Source organism: Mesorhizobium sp. M1328, assembly GCF_040318075.1.
Classification (GTDB): domain Bacteria; phylum Pseudomonadota; class Alphaproteobacteria; order Rhizobiales; family Rhizobiaceae; genus Mesorhizobium.
In genome coordinates this window covers 398750-415392 of the sequence record NZ_JAMYLO010000001.1, presented here as the reverse complement: position 1 = coordinate 415392, position 16643 = coordinate 398750, and the positions used below count along the sequence as shown (strand labels likewise).

Here is a 16643-nt window from a genome sequence, read left to right as displayed (position 1 = left end):
CCACTCTTTCGCCCTTGCCCGCCCGACACGGCTGGATAGGATGCGCGCCGGCCGACCGAGATCATTGGACCGGGAGAGAATTCATGATGCCATCGGCACGCTTTGCCGACCTCGAAGGCGCTTCGGTGCTGATCACCGGCGGCGGCTCCGGCATTGGCGCTGCCTTGACCGAAGGTTTTGTCCGCCAGGGGGCAAAGGTCGCCTTCATCGATATCGCCGACCGTCCGAGCCTGGCGCTGGCCGATCGGTTAGACAAGGAGCTCGGCTTTCGGCCGCTCTATCTCAAGACCGACATACGCGACATCGAGGCCTTGCGGCTATCAGTCGCCAAGGCCGCCGAGGCCCATGGTGACGTCACCGTGCTGGTCAACAATGCCGCGCAGGATGACCGTCATGCCGTCGAAGACGTCACGGTCGAGTTCTGGGACAACAACCATGCCATCAACCTGCGTCCGCATTTCTTTAGCGCACAGGCGGTGGCGCCGGGCATGAAGCGGGCCGGCGGCGGCTCGATCATCAACTTCACCTCGACCTCGTTTCTCATCAACCATCCCGATATGCCGGCCTACACCGCCGCCAAGGCCGGCATCGTCGGCCTCACCAAGGGTCTCGCCGGCAAGCTCGGCGTCGACGGCATCCGTGTCAACGCGATCGCGCCCGGCTGGGTGATCACCGAGCGGCAGAGAAAGCTCTGGGTCACCGAACAGGCGCTCGCCGCCCACGTCGCCAAGCAGTGCATCAAAGAGGTGATGCAACCTGAAGACATTGTCGGCACCGTGCTGTTCCTGGCGTCGGATGCTTCACGCATGCTGACCGCGCAGATGCTGATCGTCGACGGGGGGTTCCTGTGATCTCACCGAGCAAGGCAGCGTCTGTCGCGGCCGTCGACTGGGGTACCACCCGTATGAGGGTCTGGCTGCTCGATGGCACCGGCAAGGTTCTCGCCGAGCGGCGCGGCGATGACGGACTGATCACCGCCCAGGCCAAAGGATTTTCGTCCGTTCTCGAAGGGCATCTGGCCGCCATGGGCGCTCCAGAGGCGCTGCCGGTCATCATTTGCGGCATGGCCGGTTCGCGCCAGGGCTGGCTGGAGGCGCCCTATGTCAGCGTGCCGGCGCCGATCGGCGCTATCCTCGCCGGCGCTGCCCGCATCCCCGGCCAGCGCCGTGATATCCGCATCGTGCCTGGCCTCGCCCAACGCCTCGCCGATGCACCTGACGTCATGCGCGGCGAGGAAACCCAGCTTGCCGGCGCCGGTTTGCCGGCAAAGGGACGCCACCTCGTCTGCATGCCCGGCACCCATTCGAAATGGGTGCTGGTCGAGGACGGCTCCGTTGCCGGCTTCGGCACCTGGCCGACCGGCGAGCTGTTTTCGGTGCTGGCCGCGCACTCGATCCTGCGCCATTCGCTGGGCGAGCCGCCGAAGCCGGTTGCCGCCGAAAGTCCGTTTTTCCGGGACTGGTGCCTGAAGGCGTTGGCCGAGGGCGGTGACATTGTTTCAAGACTGTTCTCGATCCGCGCCGCCAGCCTGTTGCAGGATCTGAAGCCCGAGGATGCCGCCGCCTGCCTGTCCGGCCTGCTGATCGGCGGCGAGATCGCTTCGGCAAATCGCCGTTATGGAGCAAGCGCTGTGCCCGTCGTGCTGATCGCGTCGGGCGCACTCGGCACGCTCTATGCCGAGGCGCTCGGCCTTGCCGGGCTCGCTTTCAGGGCGGTCGACGCCGACGAGGCGGTGCGTGCCGGCCTTGCCGAAGCCGCGCGCGAAAATGGCATGATCGCCAAAAATGGAGTTGCCGCATGACAGAGACCGCACCTTTTCCAAAGCTCGAGCGGGGTCTGGTCGCGATCCTGCGTGGCCTCAAGCCAAGCGAGGCGGTGGCGATCGGCCAGGCGATCTTCGGCGCCGGCATCGAAGCAATCGAGGTGCCGCTCAACTCGCCCGAGCCCTTTGCCTCCATCGCCAGCATTGTCGAAGCGCTTCCTCCGACGGCGCTGGTCGGCGCCGGCACGGTGCTCACCGCCGCCGATGTCGACGGTCTGCACAAGGCCGGCGGGCGGCTGCTGGTCAGCCCCAATATCGATGCCGAGGTCATGGGCCGTGCCATGCAGTACGGCATGGTGACGATGCCCGGCGTGTTCACGCCGACCGAGGCATTCCAGGCAATCCGGCTCGGCGCCTCGGCACTGAAATTCTTCCCGGCGAGCGTGCTTGGCGCGGCGGGCATTTCGGCGATGCGCGCGGTGCTGCCGGCCAGTGTGCTGGTCGGCGCCGTCGGCGGCGTTTCGGACAAGGATTTTGCCGGCTACAAGGCAGCCGGCGTCAGCGTCTTCGGTCTTGGCTCCAGCCTGTTCAAGCCGGGCATGAGCGTCGACGAAGTGGCAGCACGGGCGAAGGCCGCAGTCGTGGCCTGGGACGCGGCGTTAGGAGTGGCATGATGAGCGAGACCATCGTTTCGGTTTTTTCCGACCATGTCTGCCAACTCGGGGAGGGGCCAAGCTATGACCCTGCCACCGACACGCTCTACTGGTTCGACATCGTCAATGGCCAGCTCCTGGAAAAACGTCTGTCCGGCGGTGCGGTCAAGATCTACGAGCTCGGTCAGATGGCCAGCGCCGTCGCCATCGTCGACGACCGGCGCCAGTTGATCGCCACCGAGACCGGCCTGCATGTCCGCGACGTCGCGACCGGCAAGCTGACGTTGCACACGCCGATCGAGGCCGACAATGCGGTCACCCGCTCGAACGATTCACGCGTTCACCCTTGCGGCGCGCTCTGGGTCGGCACAATGGGCAAGGGCGAGGAGAAGGGCGCCGGTTCGATCTACTGGTTCTTCAAGGGCGAGCTGCGCCGGCTTTATGCCGACATTACTGTGCCCAACTCGATCTGCTTTTCCGAGGATGGGACCATTGCCTATTACACCGACACCAGCACCGGCCTGTTGATGCGCGTCGGCTGCGATCCGGCGACCGGACTGCCGGTTGGCGAACCGAAGGTCTTCGTCGACCACCGTTCCGCCAAGGGCTATATCGATGGTTCGGTGCTCGACGGCGACGGCATATTGTGGAACGCTTGCTGGGGCGGCAGCGTCGTCGAAGCCTATGGACCCGACGGCAAGCTTGTCCGTTCGGTGGCGATGCCGGCGACGCAGCCATCCTGTCCGGCTTTCATCGGCAGGAACGCCGACCGGCTGGCGGTCACGTCCGCCTGGTCGGGCAAGAGCGAGAAGCAGCGCCTGCTCGACCCGCAAGCCGGCATGACATTTATGCTCGACATTCCAGTCAATGGTCGCTTCGAGCCGCGCGTGCTGATTGGCTAGACCCATGTCTGCACTGTCGTGCGGGCGTCCGGCTGACGTCGGTTCCGCGAAAGCCGAATGCAGTCGCCATGCGATGCTAGAACGGTTCATCGTTTCGCGGAAACGCTGAACCGCTCTATCTCTTTGTTTTGACGCAGTTCCGAACGGAAAACCGTTCCACACTTTTCCTGGAATTGCTCTAGGCAATCGTGCTGCCGGGAAATCGTTTCGATCATGTCAAGCCGCAAGCCGAAGCTGATCCTTGTCTACGAGCCGGAAAAGGCCTGCTTCGATCGGCTGGTCGCCGATAACCACGTGCCGAAGCGTGCCGCCGAAATCGCCTCCTATCTGGCGCAATCGACCGACATCACTGCTGATTTCGACGCACTTGCAGCCGCTTGCCAGACGCGCGGCCTGTCGTTCGCCCCACTGGCGCTCGACGATGCCGCAAGCGTTCTCGCTAGCGAAGTTCCGAAGACCACGCTTGTCTGGACGCTGACCGACGGCATCGCCTATTTCCGTGGCGGCGCGGCACCAGCTCTGGCACGGCTGAATGGCCTGAAGGCGATCGGCGCCGACGATGCGTTGTTCGCGCTCTGTCAGGACAAGTTCCGGTCCGGCGCCGTGCTTGGCGCGCTTGGCCTGCCGGTGCCGCAGGCGGGCCTTGCCCGTGACGGCGCCTGGCTGGTCGCGCCACCGGCCTCGCCTGCCGGCTGGTTCGTCAAGCCGAACCGGCTCGGCGCCAAGATCGGCATCTGGCCGGATTCGCGCTGCCATGATCTCGGCCATGCGCTGGAGCTTAGCCGGCGCGTCTTCGCCGCCTATCGCGACGATGTCGTGGTCCAGCCCTATGTCGCCGGGCGCAACGCGCGGGCCAGTTTTCTCGGGTTGAGGCCCGATACCGGCGTCGAGGCGCTGGGCATCGCCTTTGTCGATTCAGGCGGCGATTTCCAGACCATGCAGGACAGCCTGGCGCTTTACGGCGATACCGGCGCAGTGGCGAAAGCGTCGGGAACATACACAGAGCCGGCGCTGCTGCCGGTCGCCGACAGCCAGCCTCGAGCGGATGCAACTATTCGCCGAATAGCCGGAAACCTGATGGTCGGGCTTGGCCTGCGGGACGTCTTTTCCATCGACTTCCGGGTCGAAGCCGACGACAGCGTGCACCTCATCGAGTTCGAGGTCTGCCCCGGCCTGCCCTGCTTCGATTTCCGCGATTACTGTCGCCGACAATGGGGCCTGAGCCTCGCCGATGCGATGGCTGAAACCGCGATGAACCGATTTCTCGCCTAAATCCCCTCGACCAGCACGATTTCGCCGTCAGCCACCTTCTGGCGGATCGCGACGGCGCGCTGGTATTCGGGCGAGTGGTAGCAGTCATGCGCCGCCGCAAGCGACGGAAATTCGATGATCACATTGCGGTCGCGGCCTGGTCCCTCTGCCTTCTCATGCGCGCCGCCGCGCGCCAGGAACTTGGCGCCGAAGCGGTCGAAGGCCAGCTTGGCAGCTGCGACATAGTCCTTGTAGCCTTCCGCATCGCGTACATCGACGCGGGCGATCCAGTATCCCTTGGGCATGGCTTTTCTCCGGGTTAATTCCTGGCGTCAGGCCGAGCGCATTTCATCGAGGATCGCTTCCGCTGCCGCCCGCCTGTCGGCCGCGCCGACGATCGGCCGGCCGACCACGAGGTGGCTGGAGCCGTTGCGGATCGCCTGCGCCGGCGTCACCACGCGTTTCTGGTCGCCATGGTCGCTGCCCTTCGGCCGGATTCCCGGCGTCACGACGGCCAGGTCGGGGCCGACGATGCGGCGCACTGCCTCCGCTTCCTCGGCCGAGCAGACGATGCCGCCCATGCCGGCATGCAGCGCCTGCTCGGAGCGCCTCAGCACCAGCGTATGCGGATCATACTCATAGCCGGCGTCGATCACGTCCTGCTCGTCCATCGAGGTCAGCACAGTGACCCCCAGCAGGCAAAGGTCGCTGCCCTTCGCAGCCTCGACCGCCGCCTTCATCGTCTTCGGATAGGCATGGATGGTCAGCATGCTCACGCCCATTTTGACGATGTTGTCGACCCCCTTGGCTACCGCGTTGTCGATGTCGAGCAGCTTCATGTCGAGGAAGATCCTGGTGCCGCCGCTGGCCAGCTCGCGGGCGAAGTCGAGCCCACCGGCAAAGGCGAGCTGGTAGCCGATCTTGTAGAAGGAGACGAGTCCGTCGAGCTCGCGCACCGCCTTCTCGGCCTCCTTCAGCGTCGGCAGGTCGAGGCCGACGATCAGCCTTTCCTGCATTGTGTCGGCATGCGTGGCGTCCGGGATCATGCCTCGATCCGCGTCGACAGCATGCGCGAGGTCTCGATCAGCGTGCGGCATAGGTGCTCCATCGATTGGTGTAGTCTCTCGTCCCTGAAGTTGCCCTCGTCGTCGAAGGCGTTGCCGCCCTCCGGCACCGAGCATTCCGGTGTCACCACTTCCATCCGGCAGCGCACCAGCACGGCGCGCAGATGGTTGATGCAGCGTATCCCGCCGAAGGGTCCGTTGGAAGACGAGCAGAGGCCGGCGACCCTGCCGGCAAGCGGCCTGAACGTCCGGCCGCCATCCTTGCGCAGCTGGCTCACCCAGTCGATGGTGTTCTTGAGCAGCGGCGGAATGGAGCCGTTATATTCGGGCGTCGCGATCAGCAGCCCGTCATGGGCGGCGATCATCCGGCCGAGCTTGACGGCGTTTTCGGGAATGCCTTCGTTCTTTTCCAAATCCTGGTCGAGGATCGACAACGGATAGTCGGCGAGCGAGATGCGGGTCACCTCGGCGCCCTGCATGGCAAGTTCCTTCTGTGCCACGTCGGCGGTCCTGCCGCTATAGGCGCCGCTGCGCACCGAACCGGCGAAGACAAGAATTTTCGGGATCACAGCCATGGGTCTGCCTTGTCACCCGATGGGTATTAAGACAAGTGCTATTCAAACCCAACGCTTCAATTCATGCGGCCCCGCGCCGATAGATCCAAAGCTGCGTCGGCGGAATGTTGCGGATAACGAAATGGAAATGCTCGACCGTATAGTCGCCGCGGCCCGGCGGGATCGGCGACAGCGGCCCGTAAGTCAGCTGCACGATCGGCCGGCCCGCCGGGATACGGTCGAGCAGGCTCTCGACATAGGCGATGCGCTGGGCGACAGGGAAATTGAGCAGCGGCACGCCCGATATCACAGAATCGAAGATCAGGTCGCGCTTGTCGCCAAGCGTCGCGTCGAGATTGAAGGCGTCGCCCTCGATGACGTTGACGCCTGGATAAAGCTGGCGCAGATGGCGCACGAAATCAGAGGAATATTCGACCGCGTAGAGATTCTCAGGCTTTATGCCCTGGGCGAGGATGGCGCGCGTGATGACGCCTGTACCGGGCCCGACCTCGAGCACCGGCAGGCCGGATGTCGGATCGACGATCGAGGCCATCTTGCCTGCGGTGATGGAACTGGTCGGGACGATCGAACCGACCGCCTTCGGCTTGTCGATCCAGCCCTTGAAGAACTTCAACTCGTCGTCGAACTTTTCCGCCAGCGTCTTTCGCAGTCCTGGACTACGCGTCATCGAAAAGTCCTCCTCAACGCTCCCTCGCACGCTACTTAGCAGTTACGAGGTGCAAGACAAGGTGAATCCCCGGATAAGGTGTTGATGACGCTCGGGAAGCGTTTTCCAGGGATCAGCTTCAGTGCTCGCCGAACGTTTCGAAAAAATCCTTCATGCGCGCGAAAAATCCGCTCGATTGGGGCGAATTGTCCTTTGAGGAAAGCTGCTCGAATTCCTCCAGCAATTCGCGCTGGCGGCGCGAAAGGTTCTGCGGCGTCTCAACCACGGTCTGGATGTAGAGGTCGCCGATATTGGGCTGGCGCAGCACCGGCATGCCCTTGCCCTTGAGGCGGAACTGGCGACCGTTCTGGGTGCCTTCCGGCACCTTCACCTTCGTCTGGGTACCGTCCAGTGTCGTCACCTCGAACGAGCCGCCAAGCGCTGCCGTCGTCATCGAGATCGGCACCTTGCAATAAAGATCGGCGCCGTCGCGCTGGAAGAATTCGTGCGGCTTGACCGCGAGGAAGATGTAGAGATCGCCCGACGGGCCGCCGCGCAGGCCGGCCTCGCCCTCATTGGCCAGCCGGATGCGGGTGCCATCCTCGATGCCGGCAGGGATGTTTACCGACAGCGAGCGCTCCTCGGTGACACGGCCCTGGCCGGCGCATTTCGGGCACGGATCCTTGATGGTCTGGCCGCGCCCCTGGCATTGCGGGCAGGTGCGCTCGATCGAGAAGAAGCCTTGCGTGGCGCGCACCTTGCCGTGGCCGTTGCACATCGAGCAGGTGACGGGCTGGGTGCCGGGCTTGGCGCCGCTGCCCGAGCATTCCGAGCAGGAGATCGAGGCCGGCACCCGAATCTGCGCGGTCTTGCCGGAAAATGCCTCTTCCAGCGTGATTTCCATATTATAGCGCAGATCAGCGCCGCGCTCGCGGCCGCCGGATGAGCGGCGCTGGCGCCCGCCCATCATGTCGCCGAAAATGTCTTCGAAAATGTCGGCGAAGCCGCCGGCGCCAAAGCCTTGCGCCCCGCCATTCATGCCGCCGTGCTCGAAGGCGGCGTGGCCGAAGCGATCATAGGCGGCGCGCTTCTGCGGGTCCTTCAGTGTCTCGTAGGCTTCGTTGATTTCCTTGAACTTGTGCTCGCAGGCATGGTCGCCTGGGTTGCGGTCGGGATGGAACTGCATGGCGAGCTTGCGAAAAGCGCTCTTGAGCTCCTTCTCGTCGGCGCCCTTTTGCACGCCCAGCGTTTCGTAAAAATCAGCTTTCATGTTTTCCCGCAGTCCGGATATTCAACGTCTTGAAGCATCGTTGCGTCGTTTGCCGGCACGCTGTTCCGATTTAGGTGTGATGGAGCCGCGATGCCAGTGTCTACGAGGCTTTGTCCGCATTTTTTCGGGCAGCTCAGCGTTTTTCCGGCAAAGGGTTGCAAAAAAGCCCGGCTGTGCGCCGGGCTTTTTCCCTTACCTGTACCGTCAGGCGGTTCAGGCCGACTTCTTCTTCTCGTCGTCTTCGTCGATTTCCTCGAAATCGGCATCGACGACGTCGCTGTCCTTGGCAGCATCAGCCTTGGCGTCGGCCTCGGCGGCTTCCTTCTGCGAAGCCTCGTACATGGCCTGGCCGAGCTTCATCGAGACTTCGGCGAGCGTCTGCGTCTTGGCCTCGATCTCGGTCACGTCGTCGCCTTCGGCAGCGGTCTTCAGCGCCGCGATCGCATCGGCAATCGCCGTGCGGTCGGCCTCGGAAACCTTCTCGCCATATTCCTTCAGCGACTTCTCCGAGGAATGCACCAGCGCCTCGGCCTGGTTGCGGGCCTCGACCAGCGCGCGCCGCTTCTTGTCGGCTTCCGCATTGGCCTCGGCGTCCTTGACCATCTTCTCGATGTCGGTGTCCGAAAGGCCGCCGGACGCCTGGATGCGGATCTGGTGCTCCTTGCCGGTGCCCTTGTCCTTGGCCGAGACGTTGACAATGCCGTTGGCGTCGATGTCGAAGGTGACCTCGATCTGCGGCACGCCGCGCGGCGCAGGCGGGATGCCGACCAGATCGAACTGGCCGAGCGCCTTGTTGTCGGCGGCCATTTCACGCTCGCCCTGGAAGACGCGGATGGTCACCGCCGACTGCGAATCCTCGGCCGTGGAGAACACCTGGCTCTTCTTCGTCGGAATCGTCGTGTTGCGTTCGATCAGCCGCGTGAACACGCCGCCCAGCGTCTCGATGCCGAGCGACAGCGGCGTCACGTCGAGCAGCAGCACGTCCTTGACGTCGCCCTGCAGCACGCCGGCCTGGATGGCGGCGCCCAATGCGACGACCTCATCCGGGTTGACGCCCTTGTGCGGCTCCTTGCCGAAGAACTGTTTCACGATCTCCTGGATCTTGGGCATACGGGTCATACCGCCGACAAGGACGACCTCGTCGATTTCGCCGGCCTTCAGGCCGGCATCCTTGAGCGCCGCCTTGCAGGGATCGATCGTGCGCTGGACGAGATCCTCGACCAGGCTCTCGAACTTCGCCCGCGTCAGCTTCAGCGTCAGGTGCTTGGGGCCGGTGGCATCGGCGGTGATGAAGGGCAGGTTGATTTCGGTCTGCGTGGTGGACGACAGCTCGATCTTGGCCTTTTCAGCCGCTTCCTTGAGGCGCTGCAGGGCGAGCTTGTCGTTCCGCAGGTCGATCCCCTGTTCCTTCTTGAACTCGGCCGCCAGATATTCGACCAGACGCATGTCGAAATCCTCGCCGCCGAGGAAGGTGTCGCCATTGGTCGACTTCACTTCGAACACGCCGTCGCCGATTTCGAGTACTGAAATGTCGAACGTGCCGCCGCCAAGGTCATAGACGGCAATCGTCTTGCCTTCCTTCTTGTCCAGTCCATAGGCAAGTGCGGCCGCCGTCGGCTCGTTGATGATGCGCAGCACTTCGAGGCCGGCGATCTTGCCGGCATCCTTGGTCGCCTGGCGCTGGGCGTCGTTGAAATAGGCGGGAACGGTGATGACCGCCTTCTCGACCTTCTCGCCGAGATAGGCCTCCGCCGTTTCCTTCATCTTCTGCAGGATCATCGCCGAGATCTGGCTGGGCGACTGCTTCTTGCCGCCGGCCTCGACCCAGGCGTCGCCATTGTCGCCCTTGACGATCTTGTAGGGGACAAGCTTCTTGTCCTTCTCCGTCACCGGATCGTCGTAGCGGCGGCCGATCAGGCGCTTGACCGCGAAAATGGTGTTTTCAGGATTGGTAACCGCCTGGCGCTTGGCCGGCTGGCCGACGAGGCGCTCGCCGTCGCTGTTGATGGCGACGATGGAAGGGGTCGTGCGCGCGCCTTCCGCATTCTCAATGACCTTGGATTCCTTGCCATCCATGATGGCGACACAGGAGTTGGTTGTTCCCAGATCGATACCGATTACTTTTGCCATTGTTCTAATCTCTCCGCTAAGCAGGCTCTCAGGACCCGTACAGGCGTTCCGACGAAAGCCCCTGTTCACAAGAAATTCCGCTCCGGCAACCGGCATTCGGCGCTGGACGGCTTGGCGCGTATATAAGAACACGCTGCGTGGCGCGCAAGCATTCTGCGCAAGGCGTTCACCATTCATCGCGGTTGATCCGATTCGGGACCGGCAGGCCCGTATTTTCCGGCGATGACCCAGCCGGCCCGGCCCGGCCCTTGAACCTTTCCGCCTCACCCCGCGACTGACGCTCAGGTGCCGCGTGGTGCGGCCCCGGAAAGGAAAGCCCCATGACCACAGATCCAGAGGCTCCATGGTCTCCGGGAACAGCAGGAGCTCAGCGCGACCATCGCCTTCGGGACCGGGTCGATGCGCTGGGCTTTTCGCTGGTTCCGTTGACCCTGCGCGGACGCAGGCGTATCGTGACGTCGAGGAAAGCAGACAATTCGATCAGGGATGAACGTGCCGGAACGCCGCGCCTTGCCCTGATTTGCGCGCCGGGACCGGATGTTTCTCCCATGACCTGTGGGGGGAGATCCATGTCTTGCGACCACGGCGCGTTGGTGCGCTCTCGTGCCGGCCGTTTGCGCCGCGCCATCCAGGCTGCCAGCGGATTGTCGATCTTGGCGCTCGCCGCTGGGCTCTGGCTCGGTGGCTCGGCCCAGGCTCAGGAAACCCAGATCATCTATCCCGGCTCGATGGCAGTGACCGGATTCTCCGGCACCATCATCCCCAATTTCGAGGAAGGCCTGCCGCCGGGGCGTCGATCCCGTCGACGAAACCTTCATCGACACGGCGCGCGCGACCTTACGCATCTTCGACGTCTCAAGGCTGGGCGGGCCGGCGTCTGGCCAATTGGTCTTCACCCCGCCACCGTTCGAGGTCACGGCCGGGCAAATCGGCCAGGTGTTCGGCATCGCCTATGACGACGGCGTGCGCGACGGTGTTCCCTCGGCCATTCCAAACCTCTATGCCGGCGCCACGTCGCTGCACGGCATCCGTATCGTCACACCAGACGGCGACGCCGACGGCCGGCCGGAGCGGCAGCGCCGCGGCACGGCTGACGCGGTCTTCATGGATGGCCAGTTCGGCACCGAAAACGGCGGCGGCCCCGGAACGATCTGGAAGATCGACGGCATCACCGGCGCCGTCTCGAAATTCGCCGATATCGACGCCAATAGTGGTCCCGGCATCGGCGACGTCACTTTCGACAATATCCACCGCCAGTTCTTCGCCAGCGATCTCGACACCGGCCTCATCCACCGCATCGACGCCAATGGCGCGCTGCTCGACACGTTCGACCACGGCATAGCCGGCCGCCCGGCGCACGGGCTTGCCGCCCTTGCAGACGACGGCTCGGTGATGGACATCCAGGGTGCTGCCTTCGACAGCGAGGAACCCGACAGCTGGGGCTACACGCAGGACGAGCGCCGCGTCTGGTCGGTCGCCTATCGTGGCGGCCGGCTCTATTATTCGGTCGGTGATGAGGCGGAGATCTGGTCGGTGGGCATTGCCGGCGACGGCAGTTTCGCCGGCGACCCGCGCTGGGAACTGACGGTCAAGGCCGACAAGGATTACGCCGTCACCGACATCGCCTTCGATAACAAGGGCTTCATGTACCTGGCCCAGCGCGGCCCGGTGGAGAACCGCTACGACTACAGCCAGTTCGCCGATTCCGGCAAGGGTGAGGTCATCCGCTACTGGCGCGAAAATCCGGACGATCCGGCGACGGAATCGGCCTGGGTGGAAGTGCCGCAGGCATATGCGGTCGGCTTCCCGCAAGACAACCGGCAGTCGGCCGGCGGCCTCGACCTGCAATATGGCTACGATGCCGAAGGCAATCTCGATACCGGCGTCTGCACCGACACGCTGGTCGATACCGGTGACAAGTTGCGCGACAACCCGGAGCTTGCTGAACAACTCGCAGCCGGCGGGCCGCTTGCCGTGCACGGCGTGCAGATCACGCCGACGGCGCTGGTCAAGCCGGCCAACGTGCCGCCTTTCGGCTCGTGGTTCGTCGACTTCGACACCTATTTCGAAGACCCGGAAGTCGAGGGCCATGTCGGCGACGTCGAGGTCTGGCGCCCCTGCGAAGGCCGCGCCGGCTATTACGAACAAGTGCCGGGCGGCTATCTGCCACCGTTCTATCCGCCGGACTTCCCGCCTCCCGGCAATCTGCCTCCTTGCCTCGATGTCGACGATGTCAGGTATTTCTGCACGCCCTCCGGCCTCGAGGCCGATCTCTATCTCCGCGACCATGCCGGCTTTGGCGGCGATTCGATCAAGGCTCTGTCCAGGACGCCTGGCGTCGGGGTGACTTCACCCCTGTCGCATGCGCCCGGCGCGCCATTCACGATCGGCATCACCGGCCATTATCCTGGCGATAGGGTCGATGTCGGGCTCTGCTTCTACCGGCAGTCCGACCGCGACAAGGGTGGCTACTACCCTTGCTGCAAGATGACCTTGCCGCTCAGAACCCCAGCCGTCAGCTGCGAACCGTGAGGAGGGGAAGATGAGCAATCTTGCACTTTTCCCGCCTGCGGCGAGCAGCCAATCAACCGGCAAACAATCATTTGTCATGGAGACCATCATGAAACCCCTGTCACTCGCCAGGCGCGGCGCGCGCTGGCTGATGGCGGCCGGTATCGCGGTCGCCATGCTGAGTCCGCTGCAAGGCTTCGCTGAAGACCTTGCTCCGGCCAAGACCAAGCCTGCCGATACGGGCACTGTCATTCCAGATACCAAGCTCGATTTCGACAATCCTCGCATCGTCAATCCGGAGCCGGGCCGGATCGTGCCCTTCTTCACCAAGAAAGGCACCCAGAGAGGCTGCGACTATGTCGTATATTCGCTGAGCTTTGGCTTGCGCGGCAATCCGCAGGGTTTTGCCAGCCCCGGCCTCGCGGCCATGCTGAAAAAGGTCCGGCTCGATTTCAGGGACCAGCTCCCGCACGGCCTGCGCATTGTGGGCGTGCATGTGACCGGCGACGGCACCGATGCGTCCGGCGGACCGCTGCCCGGCGCTACGATCAGCAGTTCGGCTGGCCCGGACGATACCGCGACGGTGTCCGATTTCCGGCTTTCCGCCAGCGATCTCGACGGCATCGGCGCTGGGAACGAGCGCGTCATTACGTTCCAGATCATCGCCAAGATCGACCATTCGGCGTTTCCGTCACCGACGATCGTTCACAACCAGGGCGTAGTCAAGGTGAGCCGCGAACGCGGTGCTGGCGTCGAAATCCCGTCGCAGGATCCGGGCAAGCCGGACGACGGTAATTTCCTGACCGGCGAAAAGACCTCAATCAGGATCGACGTCATCAAGTGTAATCCGCCACCGCCACCTCCCGGCAAGGAATGCTTCAAGGTGGAGCGCGGCACGGTCGATTGCGTGCCTGGCGGCGGCGCCTTCATCTACCACATGCCGGTCGGTCCAGAGATGGCTGGCAAATGGGTGCAGCTTTCGACGACGACACCCGGCATCACCATCATTCCCGACACGCAATTGGTGCCGGCGGGCGGCGGTGTGCTCAATTGGAAGATCGTCGGCGCTTCACCTGGCGAAGTCATCCACCTCATCGTCACCGGTATCGAAACCTATGCCGGCCCGAAGGAGGGCTGGGGCCTGTGCTGCACGCAGACCATCGACATCGTCATCCCGCGTGATCAGCGCTGCCCGCCGAAGGACAAGGAACCGGATCTGAAAGTCGAAAAGCGCGCCGACGTGCAACGTTGCACGATGGGCGGCGGCTGCGACTTCACCATCAGGGTCACCAATGTCGGCGATGCACCCTACCACGGCAAGATCGTGCTCGACGAAGTCACCCTGCCGGCCAGCTCCACCCTCGATTCAGGGCCGAACCCGCCTTGGATCTGCGCGCCTGGAATCACCCCGATGACATGCACCCATCCGGTGACCACGCTCAGTCCGGGTGCCTCTGTCGACCTCAAGCTCGGCTTCAAGCCGGCCGCAGGCTGGCGAGGCAGCGTCTTGCGCAACTGCGCCACCTACAATTATGGCGCCAGCGGCAAGCTGCTTTTCGGCAGCCAGCAAAACGATCGCGGCTGTGCTTCGATCCCAATCTGCCGGCGTGGCGATCGTGACCGTGACTGCCGGCCGCCGGTGGAGAAGAAGTTCGATCTGATCCTGAAGAAGCGCGCCCGAACCGAATTCTGTTCGGCCGATGGCGTCTGCACCTTCGTGATCGACATCATCAACAATGGCAGCGTCCCCTATAACGGGCCGCTGACGGTCGTCGACACCTATCCGGGCGGCGCGCCGGCATCCTCGACCTTCGGCCCGACGCCGCCATGGATCTGCGGGCCGAACGGTCCCGGCAAGTTCCGTTGCGACAATGCCGGCATCGTGCTGTTGCCTGGCGCCTCGACGCCGATCTTCGTCAGGGCGGTGATGCCGGCCAACTACCGGCCCGATACCGTCGAGAACTGCGCCGAGGTGAAGGCTATTCCCGGTGAGAACGACATCACCAACAACAGAGCCTGCGCCAAGGAACGCATCCGTCATCCCAATGGCGGCGAGCCGGCCCTGCGCATCACCAAGGTGTGCAATGGCTCGCTGGCCGGTGCTGCGATCGTTTCCTGCCGCATCACCGTCATCAGCCTCGGCGCCGCTGCCCCGACCGGTCCGGTGCGGGTCAACGATGCCGCGACGCTGATAACCGGCGGAGCGCCGGTCCAGATCCAGACCGTCACCCCAGACGGCGCGGAATGGGCTTGCGGACCGGTTCCGGCCAACACACTGTCCTGCCAGATTCCCGGCGCCGTTATGACGCCCGGAACCAGTCGCCATTTCGACGTGACGGTTGCCACGAATGGCGAATTCGAGAACTGCGCACGCGGCTCCTACGGCCCGGCTCCGGGAGACGACATCGTCTATCCGATCGGCCAGGCCTGCGCCAAGGGCGGCGCCTCGACCATCCGCGTCGAGAAGACCGGCGACGCCGAGTGCAAGCCCGGCCAGCCCTGCTCGTTCGAGATCACCATCACGAACGATGGGACGAGCGCCTTCTCCGGTCCGGTTCGCATCGGCGATGCCATCGGCGTCGAAGGCCTCGGCCGGCTGGAAGGCGTTGCGATCACCTCGATCGATCCGCCCTTCGGCTGCTCGCCGGAGCCGGCAACCTTGCCTCTGTCCTGCGTCGCCAATTTGACGATCGGCGCCGGGGAAAGCCACGTGCACAATGTGACCGTGATCATTCCCGACGATGGCCGTCTGGCCAATCTGCAGGGCACCGTCAACGGCCAGAACTGCGTCGGCGTGCTGTCTCCGAACACGCCGGTGCAAGGCGGTGGCGACGTGTTGTCCCGCGGTGCGGCCAACGTGCAGGGTGATCGCGGCAAAGCCTATGCCTGCCATCCCTTCACCATCAGGAATGAGGTGAAGAAGGAATGCTCGCAAGGCTTCGTCATGAACGACGCCGGCAACTGCGTCTGCCCGCCAGGCACGACCTTCCGTAACGGCCAATGCTCGTCCGGCGGCGGCACGGTCATCGTGCCGAAGCCAAGACCTTGCGTTCTGCTCAAAGGCCAGATCCGCACCGAAGACGGACGTTGCGTCTGTCCGCGCGGAACCGAGCTGGAGAACGGCGCTTGCGTGGGGAAAGAGCCGAAGCCCGAGCAGTGCACGATCCGTGGCCAGATCCACGACGCTGCCGGCGATTGCGTCTGCCCGCGGGGCACCGAAGTCAGAGGCAATGCCTGCAGGCCGATCCAGCCGGAACCCGAGCAGTGCACCATTCGTGGCCAGATCCACGACGCTGTTGGTGATTGTGTCTGCCCGCGGGGCACCGAAGTCAGAGGCAATGCCTGCCGGCCAATCCAGCCAAGGCCCGAGCAGTGCACCATCCGTGGCCAGATCCACGACGCCGCTGGCGATTGCGTCTGCCCGCGGGGTACGGAAGTCAGAGGCAATGCCTGCCGGCCAATCCGGCCAAAGCCCGAGCAGTGCACCATCCGTGGCCAGATCCACGACGCCGACGGCGATTGCGTCTGCCCGAGGGGCACGGAAGTGCAAGGCAATGCCTGCAGGCGCAAGAAGCCTGTTGTGGTGGAGTGCCCGATACCAGGCCAGATCCACAACAAGCGCGGCGTCTGCGTCTGCCCGCGTGGGACAGAGCTGCGCGACGGCGCCTGCCGCAAACCACGGCTGGAATGCGCACCGGGCGCGCGGCCGATCAATGGCCAGTGCCAGCCGATCCGCAAACCGACCCTGCTGCTGAATCCAAAGGTTCTTCAGCAGGTCGTGCCAAGGCGCAAGCCGCAGCTCGAGCAATAGGATCGCGCGCGGAACTTCAAACGGTGATGGTTCGCGTCACCCAAAACCCGCCGGAGCGATCCGGCGGG

The 16643-nt window shown here is 64.1% G+C and carries 12 protein-coding genes and 1 pseudogene; 7 read left to right on the top strand and 6 right to left on the bottom strand.

Annotated features, from left to right (window positions below; all coding sequences use genetic code 11):
- Positions 1 to 83: 83 nt before the first annotated feature.
- From NKH23_RS02060 to NKH23_RS02040, 5 genes are all read left to right on the top strand, one after another.
- Positions 84 to 851 carry an SDR family NAD(P)-dependent oxidoreductase gene (locus tag NKH23_RS02060; protein WP_352912118.1) on the top strand — a complete coding sequence of 256 codons (768 nt, stop codon included), beginning with the start codon at positions 84 to 86 and terminating at the stop codon, positions 849 to 851.
- Positions 851 to 1801, top strand: a complete 951-nt coding sequence (locus tag NKH23_RS02055) for a 2-dehydro-3-deoxygalactonokinase (RefSeq protein WP_352716399.1) — start codon at positions 851 to 853, stop codon at positions 1799 to 1801. Before NKH23_RS02060 ends, NKH23_RS02055 begins: the two co-directional genes overlap by 1 nt.
- On the top strand, positions 1798 to 2436 hold the full coding sequence (locus NKH23_RS02050; protein WP_352912116.1) for a 2-dehydro-3-deoxy-6-phosphogalactonate aldolase: 639 nt from the start codon (positions 1798 to 1800) through the stop codon (positions 2434 to 2436). Before NKH23_RS02055 ends, NKH23_RS02050 begins: the two co-directional genes overlap by 4 nt.
- The gene (locus NKH23_RS02045; RefSeq protein WP_352912114.1) at positions 2436 to 3317 is read left to right on the top strand and encodes an SMP-30/gluconolactonase/LRE family protein; all 882 of its coding nucleotides are present in this window, start codon (positions 2436 to 2438) and stop codon (positions 3315 to 3317) included. Before NKH23_RS02050 ends, NKH23_RS02045 begins: the two co-directional genes overlap by 1 nt.
- A gap of 213 nt (positions 3318 to 3530) precedes the next feature.
- The gene (locus NKH23_RS02040) at positions 3531 to 4589 is read left to right on the top strand and encodes a D-alanine--D-alanine ligase family protein (protein WP_352979120.1); all 1059 of its coding nucleotides are present in this window, start codon (positions 3531 to 3533) and stop codon (positions 4587 to 4589) included.
- On the opposite strand, the gene NKH23_RS02035 is transcribed toward NKH23_RS02040, so the two are convergent.
- The 6 genes from NKH23_RS02035 to dnaK all read right to left on the bottom strand — a co-directional run bounded on the left by NKH23_RS02035 (position 4586) and on the right by dnaK (position 10253).
- Entirely contained in the window at positions 4586 to 4873 is a 288-nt protein-coding gene (locus tag NKH23_RS02035; RefSeq protein WP_023718908.1) for a DUF1330 domain-containing protein, read from the bottom strand. The two genes, NKH23_RS02040 and NKH23_RS02035, sit on opposite strands and share 4 nt — an antisense overlap.
- Before the next feature lie 27 nt (positions 4874 to 4900).
- Positions 4901 to 5614: an orotidine-5'-phosphate decarboxylase gene (gene pyrF, locus NKH23_RS02030; protein ID WP_352716155.1), complete on the bottom strand. Its 714-nt coding sequence runs from the start codon at positions 5612 to 5614 to the stop codon at positions 4901 to 4903.
- Positions 5611 to 6207, bottom strand: a complete 597-nt coding sequence (locus NKH23_RS02025) for an NADPH-dependent FMN reductase (protein WP_352912110.1) — start codon at positions 6205 to 6207, stop codon at positions 5611 to 5613. Before NKH23_RS02025 ends, pyrF begins: the two co-directional genes overlap by 4 nt.
- Before the next feature lie 61 nt (positions 6208 to 6268).
- Entirely contained in the window at positions 6269 to 6874 is a 606-nt protein-coding gene (pmtA, locus tag NKH23_RS02020; protein ID WP_352716159.1) for a phospholipid N-methyltransferase PmtA, read from the bottom strand.
- Positions 6875 to 6992: 118 nt separating this feature from the next.
- A complete protein-coding gene (dnaJ, locus tag NKH23_RS02015; RefSeq protein ID WP_023679852.1) occupies positions 6993 to 8123 on the bottom strand; it encodes a molecular chaperone DnaJ in 1131 nt (376 codons plus the stop codon).
- A gap of 213 nt (positions 8124 to 8336) precedes the next feature.
- Complete coding sequence (gene dnaK, locus NKH23_RS02010; protein ID WP_352716162.1) at positions 8337 to 10253, bottom strand: molecular chaperone DnaK; 1917 nt, start codon at positions 10251 to 10253, stop codon at positions 8337 to 8339.
- A 320-nt stretch (positions 10254 to 10573) separates the two neighbouring features.
- On the opposite strand from dnaK, the pseudogene NKH23_RS02005 reads away from it, so the two are divergent.
- Together NKH23_RS02005 and NKH23_RS02000 are read left to right on the top strand one after the other, a co-directional pair.
- Positions 10574 to 12785, top strand: a pseudogene (locus NKH23_RS02005) (hypothetical protein).
- 10 nt (positions 12786 to 12795) lie between these two features.
- Positions 12796 to 16575 (top strand): DUF7929 domain-containing protein, encoded by a 3780-nt coding sequence (locus tag NKH23_RS02000; protein WP_352979118.1) that lies wholly within the window; start codon positions 12796 to 12798, stop codon positions 16573 to 16575.
- The last annotated feature ends 68 nt before the right edge of the window (positions 16576 to 16643 follow it).

What these genes read in the sequence shown, in the direction of transcription:
- pmtA (WP_352716159.1), bottom strand. Translation starts at nt 6,874, where the DNA reads ATGACGCGTAGTCCAGGACTGCGAAAGACGCTGGCGGAAAAGTTCGAC.
- pyrF (WP_352716155.1), bottom strand. Translation starts at nt 5,614, where the DNA reads ATGATCCCGGACGCCACGCATGCCGACACAATGCAGGAAAGGCTGATC.
- NKH23_RS02050 (WP_352912116.1), top strand. Translation starts at nt 1,798, where the DNA reads ATGACAGAGACCGCACCTTTTCCAAAGCTCGAGCGGGGTCTGGTCGCG.
- dnaJ (WP_023679852.1), bottom strand. Translation starts at nt 8,123, where the DNA reads ATGAAAGCTGATTTTTACGAAACGCTGGGCGTGCAAAAGGGCGCCGAC.
- NKH23_RS02000 (WP_352979118.1), top strand. Translation starts at nt 12,796, where the DNA reads ATGAGCAATCTTGCACTTTTCCCGCCTGCGGCGAGCAGCCAATCAACC.
- NKH23_RS02035 (WP_023718908.1), bottom strand. Translation starts at nt 4,873, where the DNA reads ATGCCCAAGGGATACTGGATCGCCCGCGTCGATGTACGCGATGCGGAA.
- NKH23_RS02060 (WP_352912118.1), top strand. Translation starts at nt 84, where the DNA reads ATGATGCCATCGGCACGCTTTGCCGACCTCGAAGGCGCTTCGGTGCTG.
- NKH23_RS02040 (WP_352979120.1), top strand. Translation starts at nt 3,531, where the DNA reads ATGTCAAGCCGCAAGCCGAAGCTGATCCTTGTCTACGAGCCGGAAAAG.
- NKH23_RS02025 (WP_352912110.1), bottom strand. Translation starts at nt 6,207, where the DNA reads ATGGCTGTGATCCCGAAAATTCTTGTCTTCGCCGGTTCGGTGCGCAGC.
- NKH23_RS02045 (WP_352912114.1), top strand. Translation starts at nt 2,436, where the DNA reads ATGAGCGAGACCATCGTTTCGGTTTTTTCCGACCATGTCTGCCAACTC.
- dnaK (WP_352716162.1), bottom strand. Translation starts at nt 10,253, where the DNA reads ATGGCAAAAGTAATCGGTATCGATCTGGGAACAACCAACTCCTGTGTC.